This is a genomic window from Micromonospora sp. NPDC092111 (assembly GCF_044755745.1).
Classification (GTDB): domain Bacteria; phylum Actinomycetota; class Actinomycetes; order Mycobacteriales; family Micromonosporaceae; genus Micromonospora.
On the sequence record NZ_JBIVRQ010000011.1, the window covers coordinates 119,036 to 144,072 of the forward strand.

Sequence of the window (25,037 nt, forward strand, 5' to 3'; positions counted from 1 at the left end):
CGACGCAAGCCCCACCGTTGCCACCGGACTTCGTCGACTTCCGCCACTGCGGGGTCATCAGGTCCATGACTTCGTCACTTCCTTGATCAGCTCGATTGACTGCCGGCGGGGGAGAGCTTCGTTCCTGACTATCTCCCACGTCTTCGCGAGCCTAGCAATATCTCCAGGCGCATCGACGATTTGTGCGCTGAGCTGGTTGTCCGCGTAGGCGACCCGGGCACCGTCGGGCAGCTCGGCGATGATGAACTGACCGGCCAGCCCCAGGTACATGCCCGCATCCACCGGTACGACGTGCACCTGGATGTGCTCCTCGCCCGCGAGGTCGACCAGGTGGTCGAGCTGTTCCGCCATCAATCCCGGCTGATCGAGCACCGGCCGGCGGAGCACCGCCTCGTCCAACACGGCGATGAGCTGCGGCGGCCTGTCCCTGCCCAGGATCGTCTGGCGGTCCAGTCTGGACGTCACGATCCGGTCGACCTCGTCGGCGGTGAACCGTCCGCCGGCCAGCGTGGCGCGGGCGTACCGCTCGGTCTGAAGCAGTCCGGGGAGGTAGGACAGCTCGAACCACCGCAACGTGGTCGCCTCCCGCTCGAACTCGATCCACTGCCGTAGCCAGGTCGGCGCGACATCGAGTCGGGCCAGCTCACGTAGCATCCGGCCGAAGCGTTCGTCGGTCTTGTAGTGCACGTCGATCGCGCTCATGTACCCGTCGGTGGGTGCCCGACCACCAGTCTCGACCGAGCTGACGTGCGAGCCCGAGTAGCCGATGGCCCGGCCGAACTCGTCCTGACTCACGCCCAGCCTGGTGCGGAACCGGCGCAGCTCGCCCAACACGTAGTCGGTAACGCTTCCCATGGATTGCCCACAATCTGCTCAGGCTTGCCGGAGAGTCTCCCAATGCAGCTCACCTGGCACGCTGACCTGCGCAGATGCTGCGAGCGCGTATCGAGAGTAGCGCCCTCCTAACCAGACTGTCACCTATGCGGATCCGGTCCTGTGCGAGGAGGGGCGGGTCCTGCCGGGGCCGCTCCCGCCACACCCCCGGAGGGAGCGGCCCCTTCCCACCATCGAGGAGGTTGACATGCGTGTCCGATGGTTCCGGCGTAAGCCTCGGCGTCCCGCCCGGGTGCACGCGAGCTGCGCTCCCGACTGGAGCCTCCAGCACACGGGCGTCTATCCCTGCCAGACCCCCGGGCGGGCCGGCAGTCTGACACTGGGGCAGCTCAGTCGGACCTACGACGGAGGTCAGTCGTGATCTTCAACCAGCTCCCCACGGCCCGGCTGGGTCCGCACCCGGACCGGCCCCGGCCGTGCGGGAACAACGTCCCGCACACTCCGCTGCGCCCGATGTGGTTCTGTCGCGCCGACGGCCAGCCCTGGCCGTGCCCCGAGGCCCGCCTGCTGCTACGCGCCGAGTACGGGGACAGGCAGCCGGCCCTGTCCATCTACCTTGCCGGGCTGATGTACGAGGCGATGCACGACCTCTACCACCTCAACCCGCACGACGGCCCAGCACCGCGTGACCTGTTCCAACGGTTCGTGGCCTGGGGTCCGTACCGCCGGCCGATCGTGGGTGACCCGCCGTGAGGCTCGGGCACCTCCACCCGCCGGCCCGGCCGGGTCCATTCCCACCCACCGGCCCAAGATCGTGCTCGATCCAGGTTGTAGTGGCCTCCGTGGCCGGCCGATGCCACTACAACCTGGATGTTGTGGCGGCCCGGTGGCGCGGCCCAGTGGCGCGGCCCGGTGGCGGGGTCCGGTGTCGGGGTCCGGTGGCGCGGCCCGGTGGCGGCCCGGTGGTGCCGGGGCGAGTCGCCGAAGGCATCGGGTCGAGGGAGGGGGAGTGATGCCTGTGGCCGGACCGGTCCGGTCAGCGGGCGTCCTGCCGGGGTAGCACCACCTCGCGCAGGATGAGCTGGAGCGCGGCGACCACCGGGATGGCGATCAGCGCGCCGACCACGCCCATCAGGGCCACCCCGAGCAGCGCGGCCAGCAGCGCGGCCACCTCGTTGACCTCCACCGACCGCCGCATGATCTTCGGGTAGATGAGGTAGTTCTCCACCTGCTGGTAGATCACGAAGAAGACCACGCAGGCGATGCCGATCGGCAGCCCGGTAGCGAACCCGACCAGGCTCACGATCACCGCGCCGAGGGTGGCGCCGATCTGCGGGATCAGGTCGGTCACCGCCACCACCACGGCCAGCGCGAACGGGTACGGCAGGCCGACGACCAGCGCGAAGACGAAGGTGGTCGCGCCGGCCAGCACCGCGATGCTCAGCGCACCCACCATGTACGCGCCGACCTTGGTCAGGATCTCGTCGCCGATCAGGCTGACCCGCTGCCGGCGGGACCGGGGCACCAGCGCGTACCCGAGGTCGCGCAGCTTGTCGAAGTAGGCCAGGAAGTAGATGGTCAGCACCAGCACGGTGAGCGCCCGGAAGATGGTGCCGAAGATCAACTGGGCGCCGCCGAGCACCCCGCCGAGCGCCCGGCCGACGGTGTCCGCGTTCGCCAGCGCCTGCACCCGCTCCATCACGTCGAAGCGCACCACCAGGTCGTTGGCGGTCCGGTTGCGCCGCAGTTCCTCGACGTAGCTGGGCAACTGGTCGATGAACTGGCCGGTCTGGGTGATCACCGGCGGTACCAGCGCCACCAGCCCGGCGGCGATCAGCAGCAGCAGGGTGAGCACGACCAGTGCCACGGCCAGGCCGTGCGGCAGCCCCCAGCGGCGTAGCCGCACCACCGCCGGGTTGAGCCCGACCGCCAGGAAGAGCGCGATGACCACCAGGACGAGGATCCCCGCCGCGTTGCGGACCCCCAGATAGACCGTGTACGCCAGCAGCACGCCGAGCGCGCCGGTGAAGCCGACCAGGAAGCTGCTGCGGCGCAGCGGCCGGCCGGGCCGGCCGAACCGCCCCGAGCCGGTGGCCACCGGCCCGGCCGCCTCGAACTCCGTCGGGTCGACGCCCGTCGGGTCCGACTCTGTCGCGTCGCCGTCCGTCGGGCCCGTGCCTGTCCGGCCCGTGCCTGTCCGGCCCGTTTCGGTCATGTCGACGTCCCGTACGCCCGCCGGAGGTCGGGCCGTCGACCCGCCCGCGTCGGCGGGGTCCCGGGCCGCGTCGTCGCGTGCCGGGCCGTCCTGTGCCACCGGACCTCCCCAGGTCCCGCTCCGGCGCTGGCCACCGGAGCAACGTCACCCGGTCCGCCGCCGGAACACCGAGCGTGCGGACCCCTGCTCGCAGGGTAGTGGTGGCCGGGGGTCCCCGGCCACCCCGGGTCACTCGGACTCGACGGTCACCGTGCTCGGCTTGGCGCTGCGCTCGTCGGTGGTCGGCTTGGACGGCCGCTTGCCGTTCTCACCGGTACTGGTGATCTTCGTCGGGGTGGCCTCCCGGCCGCCGGTGCCCGGGACGGCGGCCACCGTCGGTTCGCCGTCCAACTCGGCGCCGGCCGTACCGTCGTCCACCGTGGTCACCGGTTCCCCCTTCGGCTTCGCGCCGTCGGTGGCCGGTTCCACCACGATCTCCGTGCCGTTGACGGTCGGGTCGGCGGGGGGCTTCGCGCCGTTCGCGGCCGGGCTCGCCGCGCCCACGAGCGGCTCCGTCCCGCCGTCGGCGGCGAGGACCGGCTCCGGCCGCCTACCGTTGCCGAGCGGGCCGGCCCCGGGCCGGTTGCCGTCCGGTGTCGGCATGACGTCGAGCGGGGTGGCGGTCAACTTCCGCATCTGGAGTTCGGTGAGCTGCCGTTCGACCTCGTCGTGCTCCTGCCGCGACTGCCAGGTCTCCTGCCGCAGGTCGGCGAGCTGCTGCTGGGCCTGGGCGATCTCCAGCATCACCTGGGCGAGCTGCTGGCGGCTGGCCGCCGCCTCCTGCTGGGTGGCGGCGAGGTGCTGCTGGGTGGTGGCCAGGTGCTGCTGGGTGGTGGCCGCGTACTCCTCGAACTGCCGGCGCGAGGCGGCGACGTGCTCGTCGGCCTTGCGGCGCTTCTCGGCGGACTCCTTCTCGGCCTGCTGGCGCAGGGCGGTGGTCTCCTCGTCGGCCCGCTGCCGCAGCGTGGTGGTCTCCTCGTCGGCCTGCCGACGCAGCGCGGTGGTCTCCTTCTCGGCCCGCTGGCGCAGCGCGGTGGTCTCCTTCTCGGCCCGCTGCCGCAGCGCGCCGGTCTCCTCCTCGGCCTGCCGGCGAATGGTGAGCGCGTCCGCCTCGGCGGCCCGGCGGATCTCCGCCGCGCCCTGCTCGATCTCGTTGCGCCGCGCGGTCCACTCCCGCTCCAGCTCGCCCTGCCGGGTGGTGTGCGCCAGCTCCAGCTCGTCGTGCCGGGTCTTGTGCTTCGACTCCAGCTCGTCGTGCCGCGTCTTGTGCTGCTTGTCCAGCTCGTCGCGGCGCTTCGCGAACTCCTGCTCGGCGGCGGCGCGGCGCTGGGCCAGCTCCCGGTCGGCGGCCTCCCGCCGGCCGTTGACCTCCTCCTCCACGCCCGCGCGCCAGGCACCCAGCTCCTGCTGCGTCTGGGCGCGGGACTGCTGCATGTACGCCTCGGTCTCGGTGCGCATCCGCTGCGCGTACGCCTCGGTCTCGGCGCGGGTGCGGGTGGCCGCGTCGGCCGCCTCGGTGGTCAGCCGGTGCGCCTCCTGCCGGGCCCGGCCCCGGGTCGCCTTCGCCGCGCCCTCGGCGTCGTCGGTGATCCGCTTCGCCTCCTGGAGCGCCTTGGCGTGGGTGGCCCGGCCGGCCTCGGCCGCCGTCTCGGTGAGCCGCTTCGCCTCCTGCTGCGCCTTGGCGTGCACCTCCTTGGCCGCGTCCCGGAGCTGGGTGGCCTCCTGCGTGGCCTTGGCGAGCGCCGCCTTGGCCGTCTCGCGCAGCTTGGTCGCCTCCTGCTGCGCCCGGTTGTGGATCTCCCGGGCGGTGTCCCGGAGCTGGGTGGCCTCCTGCTGGGCCTTGTTCAGGGCCTCCTGGGCGGTGGTACGCAGCCGGGTCGACTCGTCCTGGGCGGTGGTACGCAGCCGGGCGGCCTCCTCCTTCGCGGACCGGACCGCGGCGTCCGCCTCGGCCTTGCGGGCCGTGGTGTGCCGCTCCTCCTCCGCGCGCCGGGCGGCGAGCGCGATCTCGAAATCCTTGAGCGCCTTGGCGGCCTGCTCGCGGGCCTCGTCGATGATGTGCTCGGCAGCGGCCCGGCGGGCCTCGATCTCCTCGTTGGCGGCGACCAGGATGGCCTCCGCCTGCTCCTCGGCGAGGGCGAGGATCTGCTCGACCCGGGGGCCGAGGTGCTTGAACGAGGCGCGGTCCACCACGCCGATCTGCTTACGCACCTGGGTGAGATCACGCTGGAGGTGCTCGACCTGACCGGCCAGCTTGTGGATCTGTGTGTACGCCTGTTCCCGCTCGGCCGTCAGCGTGGTGATCTCGTGCTCCGCACGAGCGACGTACCGGTCGACCTGCCGTTTTTCGTATCCCCGCAGAGCGGACTCGAAGCTGGGCTCCGTGGTCACGTCCCCGCCGAGAGCGAACAGTTCCTCGCCGTGCGACATGCCCCCATCCTCACACGCATCCGGCCCTGCTGGGGCGATACGGACGCCGCCGTTGGGAGCTACTTCACTGTGGTGGGCGCGTCCGTGTCACAGGGTGGGAAACGCCTACGGCGCGGGGCGTCACCGGTTACCCGGTGTCACCCCGCGCCGTGACTCATGCCCCGTCGGTGAGGTGGGTCAGCTGGCGGTCTCCGCGGTGGCCCGCGCCTCGGCGTCGGCCTTGGCCGGCTCCGGCTTGGCCGGCGTGGCGGCCTGCTGCTGGGCGGGCACGCCCGGCACGATCCCGGCGAGGCCGGAGAGCATCTGGCCGAGCTGGGAGGTGACGGCGTCCTTCTGGCGGGTGAGGTCCTCCACCTCGCGGCGGGCCGCCTGGGTGGTCAGGTCCGCCTCGGTACGCGCCTCGGTGAGCAGCCGCTTCGCCTCGGCCTTGGCCTCGTTGAGGGTCTTCTCGGACAGCGCCTTGGCCTTGTCGACGGTCTCGTTGGCGGTGCGCTCCGACTCGACCCGGCGGGCCTCGGCCCGCTGCTCGATCTCCTTGGCCCGCTCCTGGGCGGCCCGGGCGCGCTGCTCGGCCTCGCCGACCAGCTTCTGGGTCTGCGACACCTGGGCGGCGTGCCGCTCCGACTCCTCGCGCTCGGCCTTCTCCCGACGCTCGGCGAGCTGGAGTTCCAGGGCCTGGAGGTCCTTGTCCCGCTTGTCGCGGGCGTCGGTCAGCAGCTTGGTCGCCTCGGCGCGCTTCTCCTCGGCCTCCCGCGCGGCCTTCGCCCGCTGCTGGGTGATCTCCCGCTCGGCGGTGGCACGCAGGGTGGCCACCTCCCGCTCCACGGTCGACTTCAGCTCCGCCACCTCGTGGGCGGTGACCGTTCGGAGCTGCTTGGTCTCCCGGTCGGCGTCGGCGCGCAGCGTGTCGGCCTCGCGGCGGGCCTGCACCCGGGCCTCGGCGGCCTCCCGCTCGGCGACGGTGCGGACGCTGCCGGCCTCCCGCTCGGCGGTGGCCTTCATCGCGGCAGCCTCGGCGCGCGCCTTGTCGGTGATCTCCCGCGCCTCCAGCCGGGCGGCGGAGAGGATCCCCTCCGACTCGCGCTTGGCCTCGTTGCGGTGGTCGTTGGCCTGCTCTTCGGCCAGCCGGAGGATCTGCTCGACCCGGGTGCCGAGACCCGAGAGGGTCGGCCGGCTGTTCTCCTCAAGCTGCTTGTTGGTGTCGGTGAGCTTCTGCTCAAGCGCGGCCTGCCGCTGCTCGGCCTGGCGGAGCCGGCGCTGGGCGTCGTTCATCCGCTGCTCGGCCTCGGCGCGGGCCTGCTCCGACTGGGTCAGCGCGGCCGTCATCCGGCCGAGGAAGTCGTCTACCTGGTGGGTGTTGTATCCGCGCAGGCCGACCGTGAAATCTGGCTGCGAGTTCGCGTTATCGAAGAACGCGAGAGGGGAGGACTGCTGCTGGGGCATTGGGACATACTTGCAGACCACCCGGGGGCGTTCGCAAGAGCGGTGCCGAGCTTTCGTGTCCTCATTACATGGTCCACCGGGTCCTCCCGGCGGTCCGGACCGAATGGCGATCTTGGCAGGTCCGGGCCGGGCTGTCGTCACGCGAAGTAACGGGAAAAGGGCCACGGGCACCGCCCGTGGCTCTTTGTCCGGCCGTACTCGAATGGGGGTCCGGCGGCCTCGACGGAAAGGCAATGTCCTCCTCGCCGCAAAGGGGAGCCGGCATCACCCGGACGGGTCAGTGCCCCCGGAACCGGTTGATCTCGCGCTCGTGCCGGGAGCGGAACTCGGGGTCGCGCACGCCGAGCCCGTCGGCGGGGGCGAGGCAGCGCACCCCCACCTTGCCCTGGTGCGCGTTGCGGTGCACCTCGTACGCGGCCTGACCGGTCTGCTCCAGCGGGTAGGTCCTGGACACCGTCGGGTGCACCTTGCCGAGCGCGACCAGCCGGTTGGCCTGCCACGCCTCGTGGTAGTTGGCGAAGTGGCTGCCGACGATCCGCTTGAGGTGCATCCACAGATATCGATTGTCGTACTGGTGCTGGTAGCCGCTGGTCGAGGCGCAGGTGACGATCGTGCCGCCGCGCTTGGCGACGTAGACGCTGGCGCCGAAGGTCTCCCGGCCGGGGTGCTCGAAGACGATGTCCGGGTCCTCGCCGTCGGTCAGCTCCCGGATCCGCTCGCCGAAGCGGCGCCACTCGTCCTGGTCCTGGGTGTGTTCGTCGGACCAGAACCGGAAGCCCTCGGCGGCCCGGTCGATGACCAGCTCGGCGCCCATCGCCCGGCACAGCTCGGCCTTCTCCGGCGAGGAGACCACGCAGACCGGGATCGCGCCGCCGTTCAGCGCCATCTGGGTGGCGTAGCCGCCCAGCCCACCGGACGCGCCCCAGATCAGCACCACGTCACCCTGCTTCATGTCGGCCCCGTGGTGGGACACCAACTGCCGGTACGCGGTGGAGTTGACCAGACCGGGGCTGGCCGCCTCCTCCCAGCTCAGGTGACGCGGCTTGGGCATGAGCTGGTTGGCCTTGACCACGGCCAACTCGGCGAGCCCGCCGAAGTTCGTCTCGAAGCCCCAGATCCGCTGCTGCGGGTCGAGCATCGTGTCGTCGTGGCCGGCGGCGTCCTCCAACTCCACCGAGAGACAGTGCGCGACGACCTCGTCGCCGGCCCGCCAGCGGGTCACCCCCGGCCCGGTCCGCAGCACCACGCCCGCCGCGTCCGAGCCGACCACGTGGTACGGCAGGTCGTGCCGGCGGGTCAGCTCGGAGAGCCGGCCGTAGCGCTGGAGGAACCTGAAGGTGGGCAGCGGCTCGAAGATGCTGGTCCACACGGTGTTGTAGTTGATCGCGCTGGCCATCACCGCGACCAGCGCCTCACCCGGCCCCAGCTCCGGGGTGGGCACCTCCTGCACGTGCAGGGCCTTGCGGGGATCCTTGTCCCGGGTCGCCAGCCCGTCGAACATCCGGGCCTCCTCGGCGCGTACCACCACGCCCCGGTAGGTCTCCGGCACCGGCAGTCCGGCGAGGCCGGCGAGTTCCCGCTCCGGCTGGCCGGAGCCTTCCGCCGCCATGATCGCTTCGAGGATGTCCTGCACGGTGACCTCCCGTTCGTCCGCACCCGTACCGGGGCAGGGGTGCCGCCATCGTCGGCGCCGGTGCGACCCGCCACCATGTCGGCAATCGACACAACCGGCACCGGCCGCTCCCGTGGGGGCGGACGTTACTGAACGGTAGCTAGGGTCGGGAAGCCTCCTGTGAAAAACTGCATTGGCCGATGCGTGGAGCTGCCCATGGGGGCGCCGAACCGCGCACTGCCGCACGCCCCCCGGGGATGCCCCACCCCACCCCACGCTCCGCGCCCTGCGCCCTGCGTTCCGCGCTCCGTGCCGTGCGTTCCGCGCCCTGCGCCCGTGCCGTGCGTTCCGCGCGCCGTGCCGTGCCTTCCGCGCTCCGCGCCGTGCGTTCCGCGCTCCGCGCTCCGCGCCGTGCGTTCCGCGCTCCGCGTTCCGCGCCGTGTTGATCAAGAGGTTTGTGCGCGAGTGGGCTCGGAAATTGACGCAAACCTCTTGATCAACACGGGTGGGCCAGGTGTGGCGGCCAAGTGGTCGGGTGGCGGGGCACGTGGCGGAGGGCGCGGGCGCAGGGCGACGTGCAGCAGGGCGGCGCGGCGCGTAGGGCGGCGCGTAGGGCGGCGCGTAGGGCGGCGCGGTGGGCGGGGTGAACTGGTGTGGTGGGCCCGGGTGCTGGGCGTCGGCGTCCAGCACCCGGGCTGGGAGGCGGGGTGGGTGGGGTGGGAGTGGGCGGTGGGTGGGTGAGGTCAGTGGGGGTTGGCGGCCGGTTCGACCAGTTCCACCAGGATGCCGCCGGCGGCCTTCGGGTGGACGAAGTTGACCCGGGACCCGGCGGTGCCCCGCTTCGGGGTGTCGTAGAGCAGTCGTACGCCGCGTTCGCGCAGCGTCGCGCAGGCCGCGTCGATGTCGGCGACCGTGTACGCCACCTGCTGTACCCCGGGGCCGTTGCGGTCGAGGAACTTGGCGATGGTCGACTCCGGCGACAGCGGGGCGAGGAGTTGCACGCAGCCGCCCTCGGCGGTCGGCCCCACCGCCATCATCGCCTCGCGTACGCCCTGCTCCTCGTTGGTCTCGGTGTGTACGCAACGCATGCCGAAGGTGCGCTGGTAGAAGTCGATCGCGGCGTCGAGGTCGGCGACCGCGACCCCGACGTGGTCGATGCGGCGCAGGCCGATGTCTGTGACAAAGTCGGCAGCGGGCTCGACGGGGGAGTTCTCAGCCATGGCGCTAGTCTGACCGAATAATCGTTAAGGCGTACAGGTCGGCACCCCCTCGGAGGCAGGCAGTGGCTTCGGTGATCGTCAGCGGCGCGCGGACCCCGATGGGGCGGCTGCTGGGCAACCTCAAGGACCTCCCGGCGACGAAGCTCGGCGGCGTCGCGATCAGGGCCGCGCTGGAGCGCGCCGGGGTCGCCCCCGAGCAGGTGCAATACGTGATCATGGGGCAGGTGCTCCAGGCCGGTGCCGGCCAGATCCCGGCCCGCCAGGCGGCTGTCGAGGCCGGCATCCCGATGTCCGTCCCGGCGCTGACCATCAATAAGGTCTGCCTCTCCGGGCTGGACGCGATCGCCCTGGCCGACCAGCTCATCCGGGCCGGCGAGTTCGACATCGTGGTGGCCGGTGGCATGGAGTCGATGACCAACGCCCCGCACCTGCTGCTGGGCCAGCGCTCGGGCTACAAGTACGGCGACGTCACGATCAAGGACCACATGGCCCTCGACGGGCTCAGTGACGCCTGGGACTGCTGCTCGATGGGCGAGTCGACCGAGCGGCACGGCGCGCGGCACGGCATCACCCGCGAGGAGCAGGACGCGTTCGCCGCGGCCAGCCACCAGCGGGCCGCCGCCGCACAGAAGAACGGGCACTTCGCCGACGAGATCGCCCCGGTGAGCATCCCGCAGCGCAAGGGCGACCCGCTGGTGATCAGCGAGGACGAGGGCATCCGCCCGGACACCACCGTCGAGTCGCTGGCGAAGCTGCGCCCGGCGTTCGCCAAGGACGGCACCATCACCGCCGGCAGTTCCTCGCCGATCTCCGACGGTGCCGCCGCGGTGGTCGTGATGAGCAAGGCCAAGGCCAAGGAGCTGGGCCTGACCTGGCTGGCCGAGATCGGCGCGCACGGCAACGTGGCGGGGCCGGACAACTCCCTGCACTCGCAGCCCTCCAACGCCATCCAGCACGCCCTGCGCAAGGGCGGGCTGAGCGTGACCGACCTCGACCTCATCGAGATCAACGAGGCGTTCGCGCAGGTGGGCATCCAGTCCGCGCGCGACCTCGGGGTCGGTGCCGACAAGGTCAACGTCAACGGCGGCGCGATCGCGCTGGGCCACCCGATCGGCATGTCCGGTGCCCGGCTGGTGCTCACCCTCGCGCTGGAGCTGAAGCGGCGCGGTGGCGGCACCGGCGCGGCGGCGCTCTGCGGCGGTGGCGGTCAGGGCGACGCGCTGATCATCCACGTGCCGGCCGGCTCCGAGAGCTGACCGTGGGAGCGAGGAACCCGGTCCGCCGCGCCGCGCAGTCGTGGGCGGAGACGGCGTGGTGAGCGTGAGGAGTGAGCCGGGTCGGCGCGCTGCGAGTCGGCGAGTGAAGGTGACCCGGTGAGTGTGAGGAGTGAGCCGGGTTTGCGAGCCCCGCAGTCGCGAGCGAAGGTGGCTCCGTGAGTGTCGAGAACGCCCCGGCCCCGGCCGCCGTCCCGGTGCGCCGCAGTCGGGACGTACCCATGTTGGTGGAGCGGGCCCGTGCGGGTGACCCGCGCGCGGTGGCCCGGCTGATCACCCTGGTCGAGTCCGGTGACGCGGCGCTGCCGCAGGTGGCGGCGGCGCTGGCGCCGTACGCGGGGCAGGCCCAGGTGGTGGGGCTGACCGGCTCGCCGGGAGTGGGCAAGTCGACCACCACCAACGAGCTGGTCCGGGCGCTGCGGGCGCGGGGGCACCGGGTGGGCGTGCTGGCCATCGACCCGTCCAGCCCGTTCACCGGTGGGGCGATCCTCGGCGACCGGGTCCGGATGCAGGACCACGCCACCGACCCGGGCGTCTACATCCGCTCGATGTCCAGCCGGGGCCATCTCGGCGGGCTGTCGGCGGCGACCCCGCAGGCGGTGCGGGTGCTGGAGGGCGCCGGCTGCGACGTGGTGCTGGTGGAGACCGTCGGCGTCGGTCAGGCGGAGGTCGAGGTGGCCTCGCTGGCCGACACCACGCTGGTGCTGCTCGCCCCGGGGATGGGCGACGCGATCCAGGCGGTCAAGGCCGGCATCCTGGAGATCGCCGACGTCTTCGTGGTCAACAAGGCCGACCGGGATGGTGCCGACGCCACCGTGCGTGACATCCAGGGCATGATCGCGCTGGGTGAGCGTGGGCCGGGCGAGTGGCGTCCGCAGGTGGTCCGGTCGGTGGCCGCGCGTGGCGAGGGGATCGACGACATCGCCGCCGCGATCGACAAGCACCGCGGCTGGCTGGAGCAGCACGACGAGCTGCGCCGCCGCCGGGAGGCGCGGGCCGCCGCCGAGATCGAGGCGATCGCGCTGGGCGTCCTGCGCGCCCGGATCGGCTCGCTGCGCGACGGTACGGAGCTGCCGGCGCTCGCCGCCAAGGTGGCCGAGGGCTCCCTCGACCCGTACGCGGCGGCGGACGAACTGCTCGCCCAGCTCGGCTCCTGAGTCGTCCACAGCGGACCGTCGCCAACGAGTACGCTCGCACCGCTCCACGGACCCGTGGGGCGGTGCGACGGGTAGCTGGGGGACAGATGGCGGACGAGGTGACGCAGGAGCTGTCGGTGACGCCGGACGCGGTGGCGGGCGGGACGACGCAGGTCTCCGACGAGGTGGTGGAGAAGATCGCGGTGGCCGCCGCGAAGTCGGTGCCCGGGGTGGCCGAACTCGGCGGCGACGTGGCCCGGTTCTTCAACGCCGTGCTGGACAAGGTCGGGCTGGACCAGGTCGGTGACGCCCGGCGGGGCTGCTCGGCGCACGTCACGAACGGCGCGGCGGTGGTCAACCTGGTGCTGGTGATCGCCGCCGGTCACCCGGTGCCGCAGGTGACGGAGGCGGTGCGGATCGCGGTGACGGCGGCGGTCGAGGCGTACGGGCTGCGCGCCGACGAGATCAACATCCGGGTGGACGACGTGGCGATGGGCGGTGCGCCGCCCTCCGTCTGAGCCGGGAGTTACCGGTTGGTACGAACATCCTTAGCGATCGTTCAGTCTCCCGTTCTACACTCGGTCTCAGTCGAGGACTCGAGGAGGAGCTCCGCGGATGAACGCCGACGAGATCGCCGCCGGACGGGCACGCTGGCAGGCCCGCTACGACGCCGCGCGCAAGCGGGACGCGGACTTCACCACCCTGTCCGGGATGACCGTGGACCCGGTGTACGGGCCGCCGGAGGGTGCCGCGTACCCCGGTTTCGAACGGATCGGCTGGCCGGGCGAGTTCCCGTACACCCGGGGGTTGCACCCGACCGGCTACCGGGGCCGGGCCTGGACGATCCGGCAGTTCGCCGGATTCGGCAACGCCCAGCAGACGAACGAGCGCTACAAGATGATCCTCGGCGCCGGTGGCGGCGGGCTCTCCGTCGCGTTCGACATGCCGACGCTGATGGGCCGCGACTCCGACGACCCGCAGGCGCTCGGCGAGGTCGGGCACTGCGGGGTCGCGGTGGACTCCGCCGCCGACATGGAGGTGCTGTTCGACGGCATCGACCTGGCCGGGGTCACCACCTCGATGACCATCTCCGGCCCGGCGGTGCCGGTCTTCTGCATGTACCTGGTCGCCGCCGAGCGGCAGGGCATCGACCTGTCCAGGCTGGACGGCACCCTCCAGACCGACATCTTCAAGGAGTACATCGCGCAGAAGGAGTGGCTCTTCGACCCCGAGCCGCACCTGCGCCTGATCGGCGACCTGATGGAATACTGCGCCGCCGAGATCCCGCGCTACAAGCCGCTGTCGGTCTCCGGCTACCACATCCGGGAGGCCGGCTCGACCGCCGCGCAGGAGCTGGCGTACACCCTCGCCGACGGGTTCGGCTACGTCGAGCTGGGGCTCTCGCGCGGGCTGGACGTCAACGTCTTCGCCCCGGGGCTGAGCTTCTTCTTCGACTCGCACGTGGACTTCTTCGAGGAGATCGCCAAGTTCCGCGCCGCCCGCCGGATCTGGGCCCGCTGGCTACGCGACGTCTACGGCGCCACCAGCGAGAAGGCCCTCTGGCTGCGGTTCCACACCCAGACCGCCGGGGTGTCGCTGACCGCCCAGCAGCCGGTCAACAACGTGGTGCGGACCGCCGTCGAGGCGCTCGCGGCGGTGCTCGGCGGCACCAACTCGCTGCACACCAACGCCCTGGACGAGACCCTCGCGCTGCCCACCGACGAGTCCGCCGAGATCGCCCTGCGTACCCAGCAGGTGCTGATGGAGGAGATCGGGGTGACCAACGTGGCCGACCCGCTCGGCGGCTCCTGGTACGTCGAGGCGCTGACCGACCGGATCGAGGCCGAGGCGGAGGAGATCTTCGCCCGGATCCGGCAGCTCGGCGGCGAGGGCCCGCACCAGATCGGCCCGATGACCTCCGGCATCCTGCGCGGTATCGAGGACGGCTGGTTCACCGGCCACATCGCCGAGTCGGCCTTCGTCTACCAGCAGGCGCTGGAGAAGGGCGACAAGAAGATCGTCGGCGTCAACTGCCACACCGGCACGGTCGCCAAGGAACTGGAGATCCTGCGCATCTCGCACGAGGTGGAGCTGGAGCAGCGGCGGGTGCTCGCCGAGCGTAAGGACGCCCGCGACGACGCGGCGGTCAGCGCCGCCCTCGCCCGGATGGTCGAGGTCGGCCGCACCGACGGCAACATGATCCCGGCGATGCTCGACGCGGTCCGCGCCGAGGCGACCCTCGGCGAGGTCTGCGACGCCCTCCGCGCCGAGTGGGGCACCTACCGCGAGCCCGCCCGCTTCTGACCGCACCCCACCCCTCCGCGATCCTGCGGATCCGGCCCCGGAAAAGGGGGCGGACCGCCGCATAACGAGGGCGGCCACGGCCGGATCGCGGAGGGGTGCCGGGAGCGGGGTGGTGGGGGTGGTGAGCTGGGGGTGAGAGTCGCAACTGTCGGCGTCGCGGCTGATCTGAGTTCCGCGCGACACGTGCGAGACTAGGTAACCATGAGCGACCCACGGATCACCTCGTCGATCTTCACCCGCGGCGCGGTCGACCTCAGCGCGCTGCGCGGCACCGCCCCGGCCAGTTCCCGTCCCAGCACACCGACCCAGTCCGGCCCGCCCGCAGGCGTGCCCGGTGGGCCCGCCACCGCCAGCGGCGGCGCGGTGATCGAGGTGACCGAGGCGACCTTCCAGGCCGAGGTCCTGGAGCGTTCGCTGAGCACACCCGTGGTGGTGGACTTCTGGGCCGAGTGGTGCGAGCCGTGCAAGCAGCTCTCCCCGGTGCTGGAGCGGCTGGCCGCCGAGGGCGACGGGTCCTGGGTGCTCGCCAAGGTCGACGTGGACGCCAACCCGCGGATCGCCCAGATGTTCCGGGTGCAGGGCATCCCGATGGTCTACGCGGTGGTCGGCGGCCAGCCGGTCGACGCCTTCTCCGGCGTGGTGCCGGAGGCGCAGCTACGCCAGTGGCTCTCCGCCGTGCTGAAGGCCGGTGGCGTCGCCGTCGCCGAGCCGGAGGACCCGCGCCTCGACGAGGCCGACGACGCGCTGATGAGCGGCGACCTGGACGCCGCCGAGCAGGCGTACCGGAAGATCCTGGCCGAGTCCCCGGCGGACGCCGCGGCCGAGGCCGGCCTGGCCCAGGTCGGGGTGGCCCGCCGGGTCGCCGGCGCGGACCCGCAGGCGGCCCTCACCGCCGCGCACGGCAACCCCGACGACGTCGAGGCCCAGCTACTGGCCGCCGACGTCGAGGTGCTCAGCGGCCTCGCCGAGCAGGCGTACCAGCGGCTGGTCGGGCTGGTCCGGCGGACCGCCGGCGACGACCGGGAGAAGGTACGCCAACACCTGGTCTCGCTGTTCACCATCGCCGGCCCGGACGACCCCGCCGTGGCCTCGGCCCGGCGCGCCCTGGCCAGCGCCCTGTTCTGAGTTCGTAGCACGCCAGCGCGGGCCGGCGTTCCGGCCGGCCCGCCCGACCATCGAGGACGGGAGCCCATGATGCGCCGGATCGCCGTCCTCGATGCGCCGACCAACCTGGGCCTGCGCCCACCCACCTCCACCTCCGTCCCCGGCTGCGGCAAGGCCCCGGGCTCGCTGCGCGACCACGAGCTGCTGGCCCGGCTGCGGGCCCGGGACGCCGGCTGCCTCACCCCGCCCCGGTACGACCCGGGTGACTGGCGTCCCGGCGACGGGGTCTGCCACGCCCGGGAGATCTCCGGCTACTCGGTGGCGCTCGCCGACCGGATCGGCGCGATCATCGACCGGGGTGAGTTCCCGCTGGTCCTGGGTGGGGACTGCTCGGTCCTGCTCGGCTCGGCGCTGGCCATGCACCGGCTCGGTGAGGCGGTCGGCGGGCGGATCGGGCTGGTCTTCGTCGACGGCCACTCCGACTTCCGGCATCCCGGCAACGCCTCGTACGTCGGCGCGGCGGCCGGGGAGGATCTCGCCCTGGTGACCGGGCGCGGGCAGGCCGACCTGGCCGCCATCGAGGGTCGGCGACCATACTTCCGGGACATCGACGTGGTGGTGCTCGGCATCCGGGCCCAGGACGAGTACCGGCTCGACCTCCAGGCCGCCGGGATCACCACCCGACCGGTGCCGGCGCTGCGTGCCGAGGGGGCCGCGCGCACCGCCCAGTGGGCGCACGAGCAACTGGCGGACTGCGCCGGCTACTGGGTGCACATCGACGTGGACGTGCTCGACCCGGCGGTGATGCCGGCCGTGGACGCCCCCGACCCCGGCGGGATCGCCTTCGCCGAACTGGAGATCCTGCTCGCCGGTCTGGTGGACACCCCGCACTGCCTCGGCGTCGAGCTGACCGTCTTCGACCCCGACTACGATCCGGACGGCTCGTACGCCGCCGAGATCGTCAACACGATCGTCGCCGGGCTGGCCCCGGTCTCCGCGCCGGAGGCGGTCCCGCCCCGGCTGCTGCCGTCCCCACCGCCGCAGCGGCCCGTCGCGCAGGGACGTGGCGGCAGGCCGGCCCCGGTGGCGGTCCCCGCCATCGGCCCTGAGCCCACCGCTTCCGCCGTCGCCGGGCCGACCTCCGCCGTCGCCGGGCCCGGTGCCTCGGCTGTCGCCGGGCCTACCGCTGCCGTCGTGGCGTCCAGTGCTTCGGCTGTCGCTGGGCTGGCCGGTTCGGCTGTCGCTGGGCTGGCCGGTTCGGCCGTCGCCCGGTCCACTGCCGCTGCCGTCGCCAGGCCGACCGGCGTGGACCTGTCGGTCGTGCCGGTGTCCGCCGGTCGGGCCGGTAGCGAGGCCGGCGTGGCTGGGGTGCCCGGGGTGGGGGACGGTCGGGTGCCGACGTCGCCCGGAGCCGAGCCGGGGTCGGCGCGCGGTGTGGTCCCGGCACCGGCGATCGCCGTCGAGCCGGTCAAGCCGGCCGGGCCGGTCAACCTGGTCGGGCCGGTCAAGCCGGTCAACCTGGTCGAGCCGGTCGGGCCGGTCGGGCCGGTCAATCTGGTCGACCTGGTCGAGCCGGTCGGGCCGCCCGCCGCCGCTGGGCCGGGCCTGCTGCGACGCGCGGTGCCGTCCGGCGAGGAAGCGCCGCCCGGTGGCGGGCTGTCGTCACCTCCGGCCGGCGGATCCCACCCGGCCGCCGGCATCGCCTGACCGCTCCCGGTCCGCCTCGGCCGGCCCCGTTCACGTTGCCGGTGCCGCACGACAAGCGGGCGCCGGCATGATCCACACGCTTGTGGCGATGTGGCGGTATCCCGACCGCTCCGATACCGCCACATCGCCACAACGGAGTTGATCACCGCCTGACCGCCTGACCGCCTGACCGCCTGACCGCCTGACCGCCTGACCGCCGCCCGCCGCCCGCCGCCCGCCGCCCGACCGACCGCCCGCCCGACCGGCCGCCCGACCGGCCGCCCGCCCGCCCGACCGGCCGCCCGGCCGACCGGCCGCCCGGCCGACCGCCCGACTGGCCGACCGGCCGGCCGCCCGACTGGCCGACCGGCCGGCCGACTGGCCGCTGGGCGGGTCAGGGGCGGGCGCGGAGGAAGCGTTCGGCGATCGGGACGGCGCTGGCCGTGCTCGACCCGCCCTGCTCCACGAAGACCGCGAACGCGACGTCGCCCTGCCAGCCGATGAACCAGGCGTGGGTGTGGGCCGGGTCGTTGTCGTACTCGGCGGTGCCGGTCTTGCCGTACACCGGGCCGCCGGGGACGTCGGCGAGGGCCTTGCCGGTGCCGGCGGTGACCACCTCGCGCATCATCGCCCGCAGCGCCGCCACCGACTCGGCCCCCAGCTCGGGGCCGGGCTCGGCCGGCTTCGCGGGCAGCGGGTCGAGGACCAGCTTCGGCTGCGCGAAACGGCCCCGGGCGACGGCGGCGGTGGCAGCCGCCATGGCCAGCGGGCTGACCACGGTGGTGCCCTGGCCGATCGCGGCGGCGGCCTGCTCGGTCGGGCCGCCGCCGGTGGACACTGTGCCGGTGAAGGCGTCCACGCCGAGATCCCACTGCCCCTCCAGCCCGAGGGTACGGCCGGTCACGGCCAGCCCGTCCGGGCCGAGCTTCGGGGCCAGCGCGGCGAAGGCGGTGTTGCAGGACTTGGCGAAGTCGGTGCGGAACGGCACCCTGCCCAGGGCGAAGTCGTCGGAGTTCTTGAACGACCGGCCGTCCACGGTGAACGTCTTCGGACAGTCGACCGGGGTCTGCGCGGTCACCGCGCCTCGGTCCAGCAGGCCGAGGGCGCTCACCGTCTTGAAGGTGGAGCCGGGTGGCACCTGCGCGGTGAAGGCCAGGTTCTCCCCGGCCGCGCCGGGCCCGTTGGCCACGGCGAGCACCGTGCCGTCGCCGACCCGGACCGCCACCAGCGCCGCCCGCCGCCGCTCCCCGCGCAACGCGCCGTCGGCGGCGTTCTGGGTCGCCGCGTCGAGACTGGTGCGGACCGGGTCACCGGCGCGTGGCTCCTGCCGGAACACCTCGGCGACGGTGGTCGCGGTGCCCTCGGGCGTCGGCCGGCGTACCTCCACCGTCGTCCCCGGGGTGCCGCGCAGCCGCTCGTCGTAGCGGCCCTGGAGGCCGCCGTGGCCGACCAGGTCGCCCTTGGCGTACCGGTCGGGGTGGGCGGCCAGGTCGTCGGCCTGCGCCTCGTCGACCGTGCCGAGCAGGGCGCGGGCGAACTCCCGGGTCGGGGCGAGGTCGACCTTCTCGGCGCGGAACTTCGTGCCCGGGAGGTCGTAGATCCGCGATCGGATCTGCCGGTACGCCTCGTCCCGCAACGTCACCACCTCGACGAAGGCGTCCGGATTCGCGTCCCGGAGACGTTGCGGCAGGTCGCCGAGGTCGACCGGGGGGCTGATCGGCGGCTTGACCGCCTTGAACGCCGCGTCGAGCCGCCCGACCAGCGCCTTCGCGTCGGTGACCTCGCTCGGCTGCACCCCGATCCGGGCCACCGGGCGGGGTGCCACGATCGGCTGCCCGGCAGCGTCCAGCACGCCGGCCCGGGGGCTCGCCGTGCGGCGCAGCGCCAGCCGGTCGCCCCGCTCCAACTGCTCCTGCACCAACCGGGGTTCCCAGATCACCTGCCACTGGTCGTCCCCGCCCCCCTGGCGTAGCCGGACCGGCCGCTCGTACGCCCAGGTGGCTCCGCCGGGCAGCGCCCACCGCACGGTGACCGTGGCGGTGGCGACGTTCTTGGTGACCGTGGCGTCGCCGGCGCGGCGCAGCTCGGGCGGCGTGGCGGCCAGGTCGCCGGAGAGGTTCCTGATCTCCTCGACGACCGTCGAGGCGGGCAGCCGCGCCCCGGTCGGGTCGACGAAGCCGACCCTGTCCAGGTTGCCGGAGCGCCACCCGGCGAGGAACGCGTCCAGGTCGCCCTCCGGGCCGTCGGCCGAGGAGCACCCGACGAGGGCACCGGCCGCCAGCGCCGTGACGGCCAGGGCCGCCAGGCCGCGCCGGGCGGGCGTGCGGGGCCGACGATGCGGGTACGACAGGAGCATGGAGCTGGCACCTCCGGGTCGCGGGCTGCCCCGCCACGCTAGTCCCCGGCTGTCCCCCGCACCGCCCCGAGCGGGCGTCGGCGGGGAAGTGGTGGGCCGGGAGGTGTGATGAACATCCCGAGTCGGGGTACTCGGCAGCCGGCCGACCATGGATCTGCAACGGGTGAAAGGACAGAGTCCCGAAACCGGACGTCCGGCCGGGGTCCGCCGACGATCGCACAGATCGGTAGGGCCTAGGCTTGGCGGCAGAGTGACCCACAACGCGGTGGGTCGAGGGGAGTGGCACCGATGGACCGGCGTCCGGCGATCAAACCGGGACCCGACCTCCGGCAGGCTGACACCGGCCGGGACGACAGCTTCGATTCGGCGACCGACGGGGACGGCTACGGCCGGCTCGACACAGGAGTGACCGGGATGACCGGTTCGAGCATCGACACCCTCTACGACCTGGGTCTGCCTGGGCAGGCCCTCGGTGACGACGTGGAGGACGCGGAGCTCGACGAACCAGTGCCCAACGCGGAGCGCCTGGTGGCGCAGGCGGTGGCGCTGGCCGGTGAGGACCACGACGCGGCGACCCTGGTGGGGCGTTTCTGGCGGTTCGCACCGGACGAGGAGCTGATCGGCTTCACCGCCGAGGAGATGCTCGACGCGGCCCGGGCGCACCGCGACCTGGCCCAGCAGCGGGTGCCCGGCGAGCTGAAGCTGCGCATCCACTCACCCGACGCCGACCAGCACCACACCGTCGTCGAGATCGTGACCGACGACATGCCGTTCCTGGTCGACTCGGTCACCGCCCTGCTCAACGCCCACCACCTGGACGTGCACCTGCTGGTGCACCCGCTGGTGGTGGTCCGGCGGGAGCCGCTCGGCCGGCTGACCGAGGTCTCCGCCGACGTGGAGCCGGACGACGCGATCGCCGGCGACCTGGTCGAGAGCTGGATGCGGATCGAGATCGACCCGGTCCGGGACGCCGACGAGCGGGAGAAGCTGCGTCGGGAGCTGCAACGGGTGCTCACCGACGTCCGGGAGGCCGTCGAGGACTGGCCGAAGATGCGGCAGCGGTCCCTGGCGCTCGCCGACGAGCTGGCCGCGGCCCGGACCTCCGACAACCGTCCACCGGTGCCCGAGAAGGACATCACCGACTCGGTGGAGCTGCTGCGCTGGCTGGCCCACGACCACTTCACCTTCCTCGGCTACCGCGAGTACCGGCTGGTGGAGACCGGTGGGGAGGGCGGCCCGGCGCTGGAGGCGGTGCTCGGCACCGGCCTGGGCATCCTGCGGTCGGACTCGCCGGAGGCGCGGGCGTTGTCGTCGATGACGCCGGAGGCGCACGAGAAGGTGATGGAGAAGCGCCTGCTGATCATCACCAAGGCGAACTCCCGGGCCACCGTGCACCGCTCGGCCTACCTGGACTACATCGGGTTCAAGATCTTCAACGACGCCGGTGAGGTGGTCGGGGAGCGGCGCTTCCTCGGTCTCTTCTCCACCGCCGCGTACCGGACCAGCGTCCGGGAGCTGCCGGTGGTCCGCCGCAAGGTCGCCGAGGTGCTGGACCGCTCCGGCCTGAGCCAGCGCAGTCACTCCGGCAAGGACCTGCTCCAGATCCTGGAGACCTACCCGCGCGACGAGCTGTTCCAGATCAAGACCGACGACCTGTACCACGCGGTGATCGGCGTACTCCGGATGGCCGGTCGCCGGCAGCTCCGGGTGTTCCTGCGTCGGGACGCGTACGGGCGGTTCATCTCCTGCCTGATCTACCTGCCCCGGGACCGGTTCACCACCCAGAACCGGCTGCGCATGCAGGACATCCTGCTGCGCGAGCTGAACGGTGTCGGGGTGGACTACACCACCCGGGTGACCGAGTCGATGCTGGCCCGGGTGCACTTCATCGTCCGGACCGACCCGACCAGCCCGCCCGGGGACATCGACGCCGACCTGCTCGCCGAGGAGTTGGCCGACGCGACCCGGCTCTGGGACGACGACTACCGGCTGGTGCTGGAGCGCAAGCTCGGCGACGAGCAGTCCAAGCACCTGTTCGCCCGGTACGCCGACGCGTTCCCGGAGGGCTACAAGGACGGGCACACGCCGTACGAGGCGATGAAGGACCTGGCCAAGCTGGAGTTGCTGGAGGAGCCCGGCCAGCTTGAGATGCACCTGTTCCGCAAGCAGCTCGCCCAGCGGCCGGCGCACCGGGACGCCGACCTCGACGAGGCGATGGACGTCCGGTTCAAGGTCTACCGGTACGGCGAGCCGATGATGCTGTCCGCCGTGCTGCCGGTGCTGCACTCGCTGGGCGTACGGGTGGTCGACGAGCACCCGTACGAGGTGGACCGGATCGACGGCCGGGTCTTCCTCTACGACTTCGGCCTGCGGCTGCCCGAGGGGCACCAGGACCTCGCCGAGGTGCGCCCGCACGTGGAGAACGCCTTCGCCGCCGCCTGGCGGGGCGAGGCCGAGGTGGACGGCTTCAACGAGCTGGTGCTGCGCGGCGGGCTGACCTGGCGACAGGTGGTGGTGCTGCGGGCCTACGCGAAGTACCTGCGGCAGGCCGGCACGGTCTTCTCCCAGGACTACATGGAGCAGACCTTCATCGCGTACCCGCGGATCGCCGCGCTGCTGGTGGAGCTGTTCGAGGTCCGGTTCGCCCCGGGTGAGCGGACCGCCGAGCAGCGCCGCGAGCACAGCGCCGCGCTGGTCGACGCGATCGGCGCCGCGCTGGACGACGTGGCCAGCCTCGACCAGGACCGGATCCTGCGCTCGTACCTGACGCTGATCCAGGCCACCCTGCGGACCAGCTTCTACCAGAAGCGCACCGGCGGGCGGCCCAAGTCGTACGTGGCGTTCAAGCTGGACCCGCAGGCGATCCCGGACCTGCCGGCGCCCCGGCCGAAGTTCGAGATCTTCGTGTACTCGCCCCGGTTCGAGGGCGTGCACCTGCGGTTCGGGCCGGTGGCCCGGGGCGGGTTGCGCTGGTCCGACCGGCGTGAGGACTTCCGCACCGAGGTGCTGGGCCTGGTCAAGGCGCAGATGGTGAAGAACGCGGTGATCGTGCCGGTGGGCGCCAAGGGCGGCTTCGTGCTGAAGCAGAAGCCGGGGGACCGGGACGAGGCGGTCGCCTGCTACCAGGAGTTCGTCGGCGCGATGCTCGACGTCACCGACAACATCGTGTCCGGTGAGATCGTCCCGCCGGTGGACGTGGTGCGGCACGACGCCGACGACCCGTACCTGGTGGTGGCGGCGGACAAGGGCACCGCGACGTTCTCCGACATCGCCAACGAGATCTCCGCCGCGCACTGTTTCTGGCTGGGCGACGCGTTCGCCTCCGGCGGCTCGGCCGGCTACGACCACAAGAAGATGGGCATCACCGCCCGGGGCGCCTGGGAGTCGGTCAAGCGGCACTTCCGTGAGCTGGGCCACGACACCCAGTCCCAGGACTTCACCGTGGTCGGCGTCGGCGACATGTCCGGCGACGTGTTCGGCAACGGGATGCTGCTCAGCGAGCACATCCGGCTGGTGGCGGCGTTCGACCACCGGCACATCTTCATCGACCCGGAGCCGGACGCCGCCCGCTCGTACGCCGAGCGCCGGCGACTGTTCGAGCTGTCCCGGTCGTCCTGGGAGGACTACGACGCGTCGCTGATCTCGGCGGGCGGCGGGATCTTCCCGCGTACCGCCAAGTCGATCCCGGTGACCCCGCAGGTGCGGGCGGCGATCGGGCTGGACGACGACGTCACCCAGGTGAGTCCGCAGGAGCTGATGAAGGCGATCCTCACCGCTCCGGTGGACCTGTTCTGGAACGGCGGCATCGGCACGTACGTGAAGGCGTCCAGCCAGACCAACGCGGAGGTGGGCGACAAGTCCAACGACGCGATCCGGGTGGACGGCCGCAGCCTGCGCTGCCGGGTCGTCGGCGAGGGCGGCAACCTGGGCTTCACCCAGCTCGGCCGGATCGAGTACGCGCTCGCCGGGGGCCGGATCTACACCGACTTCATCGACAACGCGGCCGGGGTGGACTGCTCCGACCACGAGGTGAACATCAAGATCCTGCTCAACACGTCGGTCGCGGACGGCGCGCTGGACGTTCCCGAGCGGGACGAGCTGCTGGCCCAGATGACCGACGAGGTCGCCGAGCTGGTGCTGCGGGACAACTACGACCAGGCCCGCGCGGTCAACAACTCGCAGGCCCAGGCCGCCTCGCTGCTGCCGGTGCACCGCCGGATGATCAGCGAGCTGGAGCGGGCCGGTCAGCTCGACCGGGCGCTGGAGGCGCTGCCGACGGACGACGAGTTGGCGGTCCGCACCGAGTCCGGGCTGACCGCGCCGGAGTTCGCGGTGCTGCTCGCGTACGTGAAGATCGTGCTGGAGCGGGAGATCCTCACCGAGGGGCTCGCCGACGAGGAGTGGACGACCGACGTGCTGGTCAACTACTTCCCGACGCCGATGCGCGAGCGGTTCGCCGACCGGATGGCCCAGCACCGGCTGCGCCGGGACATCGTCACCACGGTCCTGGTGAACGAGGCGATCAACCGGGGCGGCATCTCGTTCGTCTTCCGGGTGGTCGAGGAGACGGCCGCCTCGGCGGCGGACGTGATCCGGGCGTACGTGGTGGTCCGGGAGGTCTTCGGGCTGCGCGAGCTGTGGGACGCGGTCGAGGCGCTGGACAACCGGGTCTCGCCGGAGTTGCAGACCAGCGTCTACCTGGACACCCGGCGGCTGCTGGACCGGGCGGTGCGCTGGTTGGTGACCAACCGGCGCTCGCCGATCGACGTGCCGGCCGAGATCGCCCGGCTCCGCGACGGGGTGGCCCAGCTCCTGCCGAACCTGGAGGAGCGCTTCTACGGCAGCGAGCGGGAGTCGCTGAAGGCGCACATCGACGCGATGGCGGGCCGGGGGCTGCCGCACGGGCTGGCCGAGCTGGCGACCCGGTTGATGTACAGCTTCGGCCTGCTGGACGTGGTGGAGACGGCGGCGGCCAGCGGGCGGGACGTCGGCGAGGTGGCGTCGGTCTACTTCGTCCTGTCCGACCGCTTCCGGGTCGACTCCCTGCTGTCGAAGATCTCCCTGTTGCCACGGGAGGACCGCTGGCAGACGCTGGCCCGGATGGCGCTGCGCTACGACCTGTACGCCGCGCTGGCCGCGCTCACCGCCGAGGTGCTCGACTCCACGCCGGACAGCCTGCCGGCACAGGAGCGGGTGCTCCAGTGGGAACAGTCGAACGCCACCTCGATCCACCGGGCGCACCGGGCGATGGGGGAGTTCGACGAGTCGCGGGCGGACCTCGCCTCGCTGTCGGTGCTGCTGCGCCAGATCCGTACCCTGGTGCGGACCTCCGCCGCGGCCTGACCGGCACCCGGCAGGCGCCTCCGGCGGGACCCGGTCCCGCC

Annotated in this window: 15 protein-coding genes and 1 pseudogene; 9 read left to right on the top strand and 7 right to left on the bottom strand. The window is 72.6% G+C overall.

Annotated elements, in window-relative coordinates; translation table 11 throughout:
• Window positions 1-57: 57 nt before the first annotated feature.
• Entirely contained in the window at window positions 58-855 is a 798-nt protein-coding gene (locus ACIQG9_RS21190) for a helix-turn-helix transcriptional regulator (RefSeq protein WP_400404906.1), read from the bottom strand.
• Window positions 856-1,251: 396 nt separating this feature from the next.
• Between ACIQG9_RS21190 and ACIQG9_RS21195 the strand changes: the two genes are divergently transcribed.
• Window positions 1,252-1,587, top strand: coding sequence for a hypothetical protein (locus tag ACIQG9_RS21195; protein WP_400404909.1), 336 nt, complete (start codon window positions 1,252-1,254; stop codon window positions 1,585-1,587).
• Window positions 1,588-1,870: 283 nt separating this feature from the next.
• On the opposite strand, the gene ACIQG9_RS21200 is transcribed toward ACIQG9_RS21195, so the two are convergent.
• From ACIQG9_RS21200 to mce, 5 genes are all read right to left on the bottom strand, one after another.
• Entirely contained in the window at window positions 1,871-3,049 is a 1,179-nt protein-coding gene (locus ACIQG9_RS21200; RefSeq protein WP_400405193.1) for an AI-2E family transporter, read from the bottom strand.
• Window positions 3,050-3,277: 228 nt separating this feature from the next.
• A complete protein-coding gene (locus tag ACIQG9_RS21205; RefSeq protein ID WP_400404912.1) occupies window positions 3,278-5,518 on the bottom strand; it encodes a hypothetical protein in 2,241 nt (746 codons plus the stop codon).
• Window positions 5,519-5,695: 177 nt separating this feature from the next.
• On the bottom strand, window positions 5,696-6,961 hold the full coding sequence (locus ACIQG9_RS21210; protein WP_400404914.1) for a DivIVA domain-containing protein: 1,266 nt from the start codon (window positions 6,959-6,961) through the stop codon (window positions 5,696-5,698).
• A gap of 277 nt (window positions 6,962-7,238) precedes the next feature.
• Complete coding sequence (gene ccrA, locus ACIQG9_RS21215) at window positions 7,239-8,594, bottom strand: crotonyl-CoA carboxylase/reductase (RefSeq protein WP_400404917.1); 1,356 nt, start codon at window positions 8,592-8,594, stop codon at window positions 7,239-7,241.
• A 722-nt stretch (window positions 8,595-9,316) separates the two neighbouring features.
• Complete coding sequence (gene mce, locus ACIQG9_RS21220; RefSeq protein WP_400404920.1) at window positions 9,317-9,793, bottom strand: methylmalonyl-CoA epimerase; 477 nt, start codon at window positions 9,791-9,793, stop codon at window positions 9,317-9,319.
• A gap of 62 nt (window positions 9,794-9,855) precedes the next feature.
• Between mce and ACIQG9_RS21225 the strand changes: the two genes are divergently transcribed.
• From ACIQG9_RS21225 to ACIQG9_RS21255, 7 genes and pseudogenes are all read left to right on the top strand, one after another.
• Entirely contained in the window at window positions 9,856-11,049 is a 1,194-nt protein-coding gene (locus ACIQG9_RS21225) for an acetyl-CoA C-acetyltransferase (protein WP_400404922.1), read from the top strand.
• Window positions 11,050-11,288: 239 nt separating this feature from the next.
• Complete coding sequence (gene meaB, locus ACIQG9_RS21230) at window positions 11,289-12,224, top strand: methylmalonyl Co-A mutase-associated GTPase MeaB (RefSeq protein WP_400405195.1); 936 nt, start codon at window positions 11,289-11,291, stop codon at window positions 12,222-12,224.
• 86 nt (window positions 12,225-12,310) lie between these two features.
• The gene (locus tag ACIQG9_RS21235) at window positions 12,311-12,721 is read left to right on the top strand and encodes an Asp23/Gls24 family envelope stress response protein (protein ID WP_400404925.1); all 411 of its coding nucleotides are present in this window, start codon (window positions 12,311-12,313) and stop codon (window positions 12,719-12,721) included.
• Between the two features lie 97 nt (window positions 12,722-12,818).
• On the top strand, window positions 12,819-14,507 hold the full coding sequence (locus ACIQG9_RS21240; RefSeq protein WP_400404927.1) for a methylmalonyl-CoA mutase: 1,689 nt from the start codon (window positions 12,819-12,821) through the stop codon (window positions 14,505-14,507).
• A gap of 201 nt (window positions 14,508-14,708) precedes the next feature.
• Window positions 14,709-15,632, top strand: coding sequence for a tetratricopeptide repeat protein (locus ACIQG9_RS21245; protein ID WP_400404928.1), 924 nt, complete (start codon window positions 14,709-14,711; stop codon window positions 15,630-15,632).
• 66 nt (window positions 15,633-15,698) lie between these two features.
• Window positions 15,699-16,787: pseudogene (locus ACIQG9_RS21250) on the top strand (arginase family protein); the annotation flags it as partial.
• Between the two features lie 720 nt (window positions 16,788-17,507).
• Window positions 17,508-17,801, top strand: coding sequence for a PT domain-containing protein (locus ACIQG9_RS21255; RefSeq protein ID WP_400405197.1), 294 nt, complete (start codon window positions 17,508-17,510; stop codon window positions 17,799-17,801).
• Here ACIQG9_RS21255 and ACIQG9_RS21260 read toward each other — a convergent pair.
• Complete coding sequence (locus ACIQG9_RS21260) at window positions 17,692-19,653, bottom strand: penicillin-binding transpeptidase domain-containing protein (RefSeq protein ID WP_400404930.1); 1,962 nt, start codon at window positions 19,651-19,653, stop codon at window positions 17,692-17,694. The two genes, ACIQG9_RS21255 and ACIQG9_RS21260, sit on opposite strands and share 110 nt — an antisense overlap.
• 288 nt (window positions 19,654-19,941) lie before the next feature.
• Here ACIQG9_RS21260 and ACIQG9_RS21265 point away from each other — a divergent pair, with 288 nt between their 5' ends.
• On the top strand, window positions 19,942-24,996 hold the full coding sequence (locus tag ACIQG9_RS21265; protein WP_400404933.1) for an NAD-glutamate dehydrogenase: 5,055 nt from the start codon (window positions 19,942-19,944) through the stop codon (window positions 24,994-24,996).
• Window positions 24,997-25,037: the final 41 nt, after the last annotated feature.

Excerpts from the sequence above, each read along its gene's own strand:
- ACIQG9_RS21190 (WP_400404906.1), bottom strand. The coding sequence starts at position 855 with ATGGGAAGCGTTACCGACTACGTGTTGGGCGAGCTGCGCCGGTTCCGC.
- ACIQG9_RS21200 (WP_400405193.1), bottom strand. The coding sequence starts at position 3,049 with ATGACCGAAACGGGCCGGACAGGCACGGGCCGGACAGGCACGGGCCCG.
- ACIQG9_RS21205 (WP_400404912.1), bottom strand. The coding sequence starts at position 5,518 with ATGTCGCACGGCGAGGAACTGTTCGCTCTCGGCGGGGACGTGACCACG.
- ACIQG9_RS21210 (WP_400404914.1), bottom strand. The coding sequence starts at position 6,961 with ATGCCCCAGCAGCAGTCCTCCCCTCTCGCGTTCTTCGATAACGCGAAC.
- mce (WP_400404920.1), bottom strand. The coding sequence starts at position 9,793 with ATGGCTGAGAACTCCCCCGTCGAGCCCGCTGCCGACTTTGTCACAGAC.
- meaB (WP_400405195.1), top strand. The coding sequence starts at position 11,289 with ATGTTGGTGGAGCGGGCCCGTGCGGGTGACCCGCGCGCGGTGGCCCGG.
- ACIQG9_RS21235 (WP_400404925.1), top strand. The coding sequence starts at position 12,311 with ATGGCGGACGAGGTGACGCAGGAGCTGTCGGTGACGCCGGACGCGGTG.
- ACIQG9_RS21240 (WP_400404927.1), top strand. The coding sequence starts at position 12,819 with ATGAACGCCGACGAGATCGCCGCCGGACGGGCACGCTGGCAGGCCCGC.
- ACIQG9_RS21245 (WP_400404928.1), top strand. The coding sequence starts at position 14,709 with ATGAGCGACCCACGGATCACCTCGTCGATCTTCACCCGCGGCGCGGTC.
- ACIQG9_RS21260 (WP_400404930.1), bottom strand. The coding sequence starts at position 19,653 with ATGCTCCTGTCGTACCCGCATCGTCGGCCCCGCACGCCCGCCCGGCGC.
- ACIQG9_RS21265 (WP_400404933.1), top strand. The coding sequence starts at position 19,942 with ATGGACCGGCGTCCGGCGATCAAACCGGGACCCGACCTCCGGCAGGCT.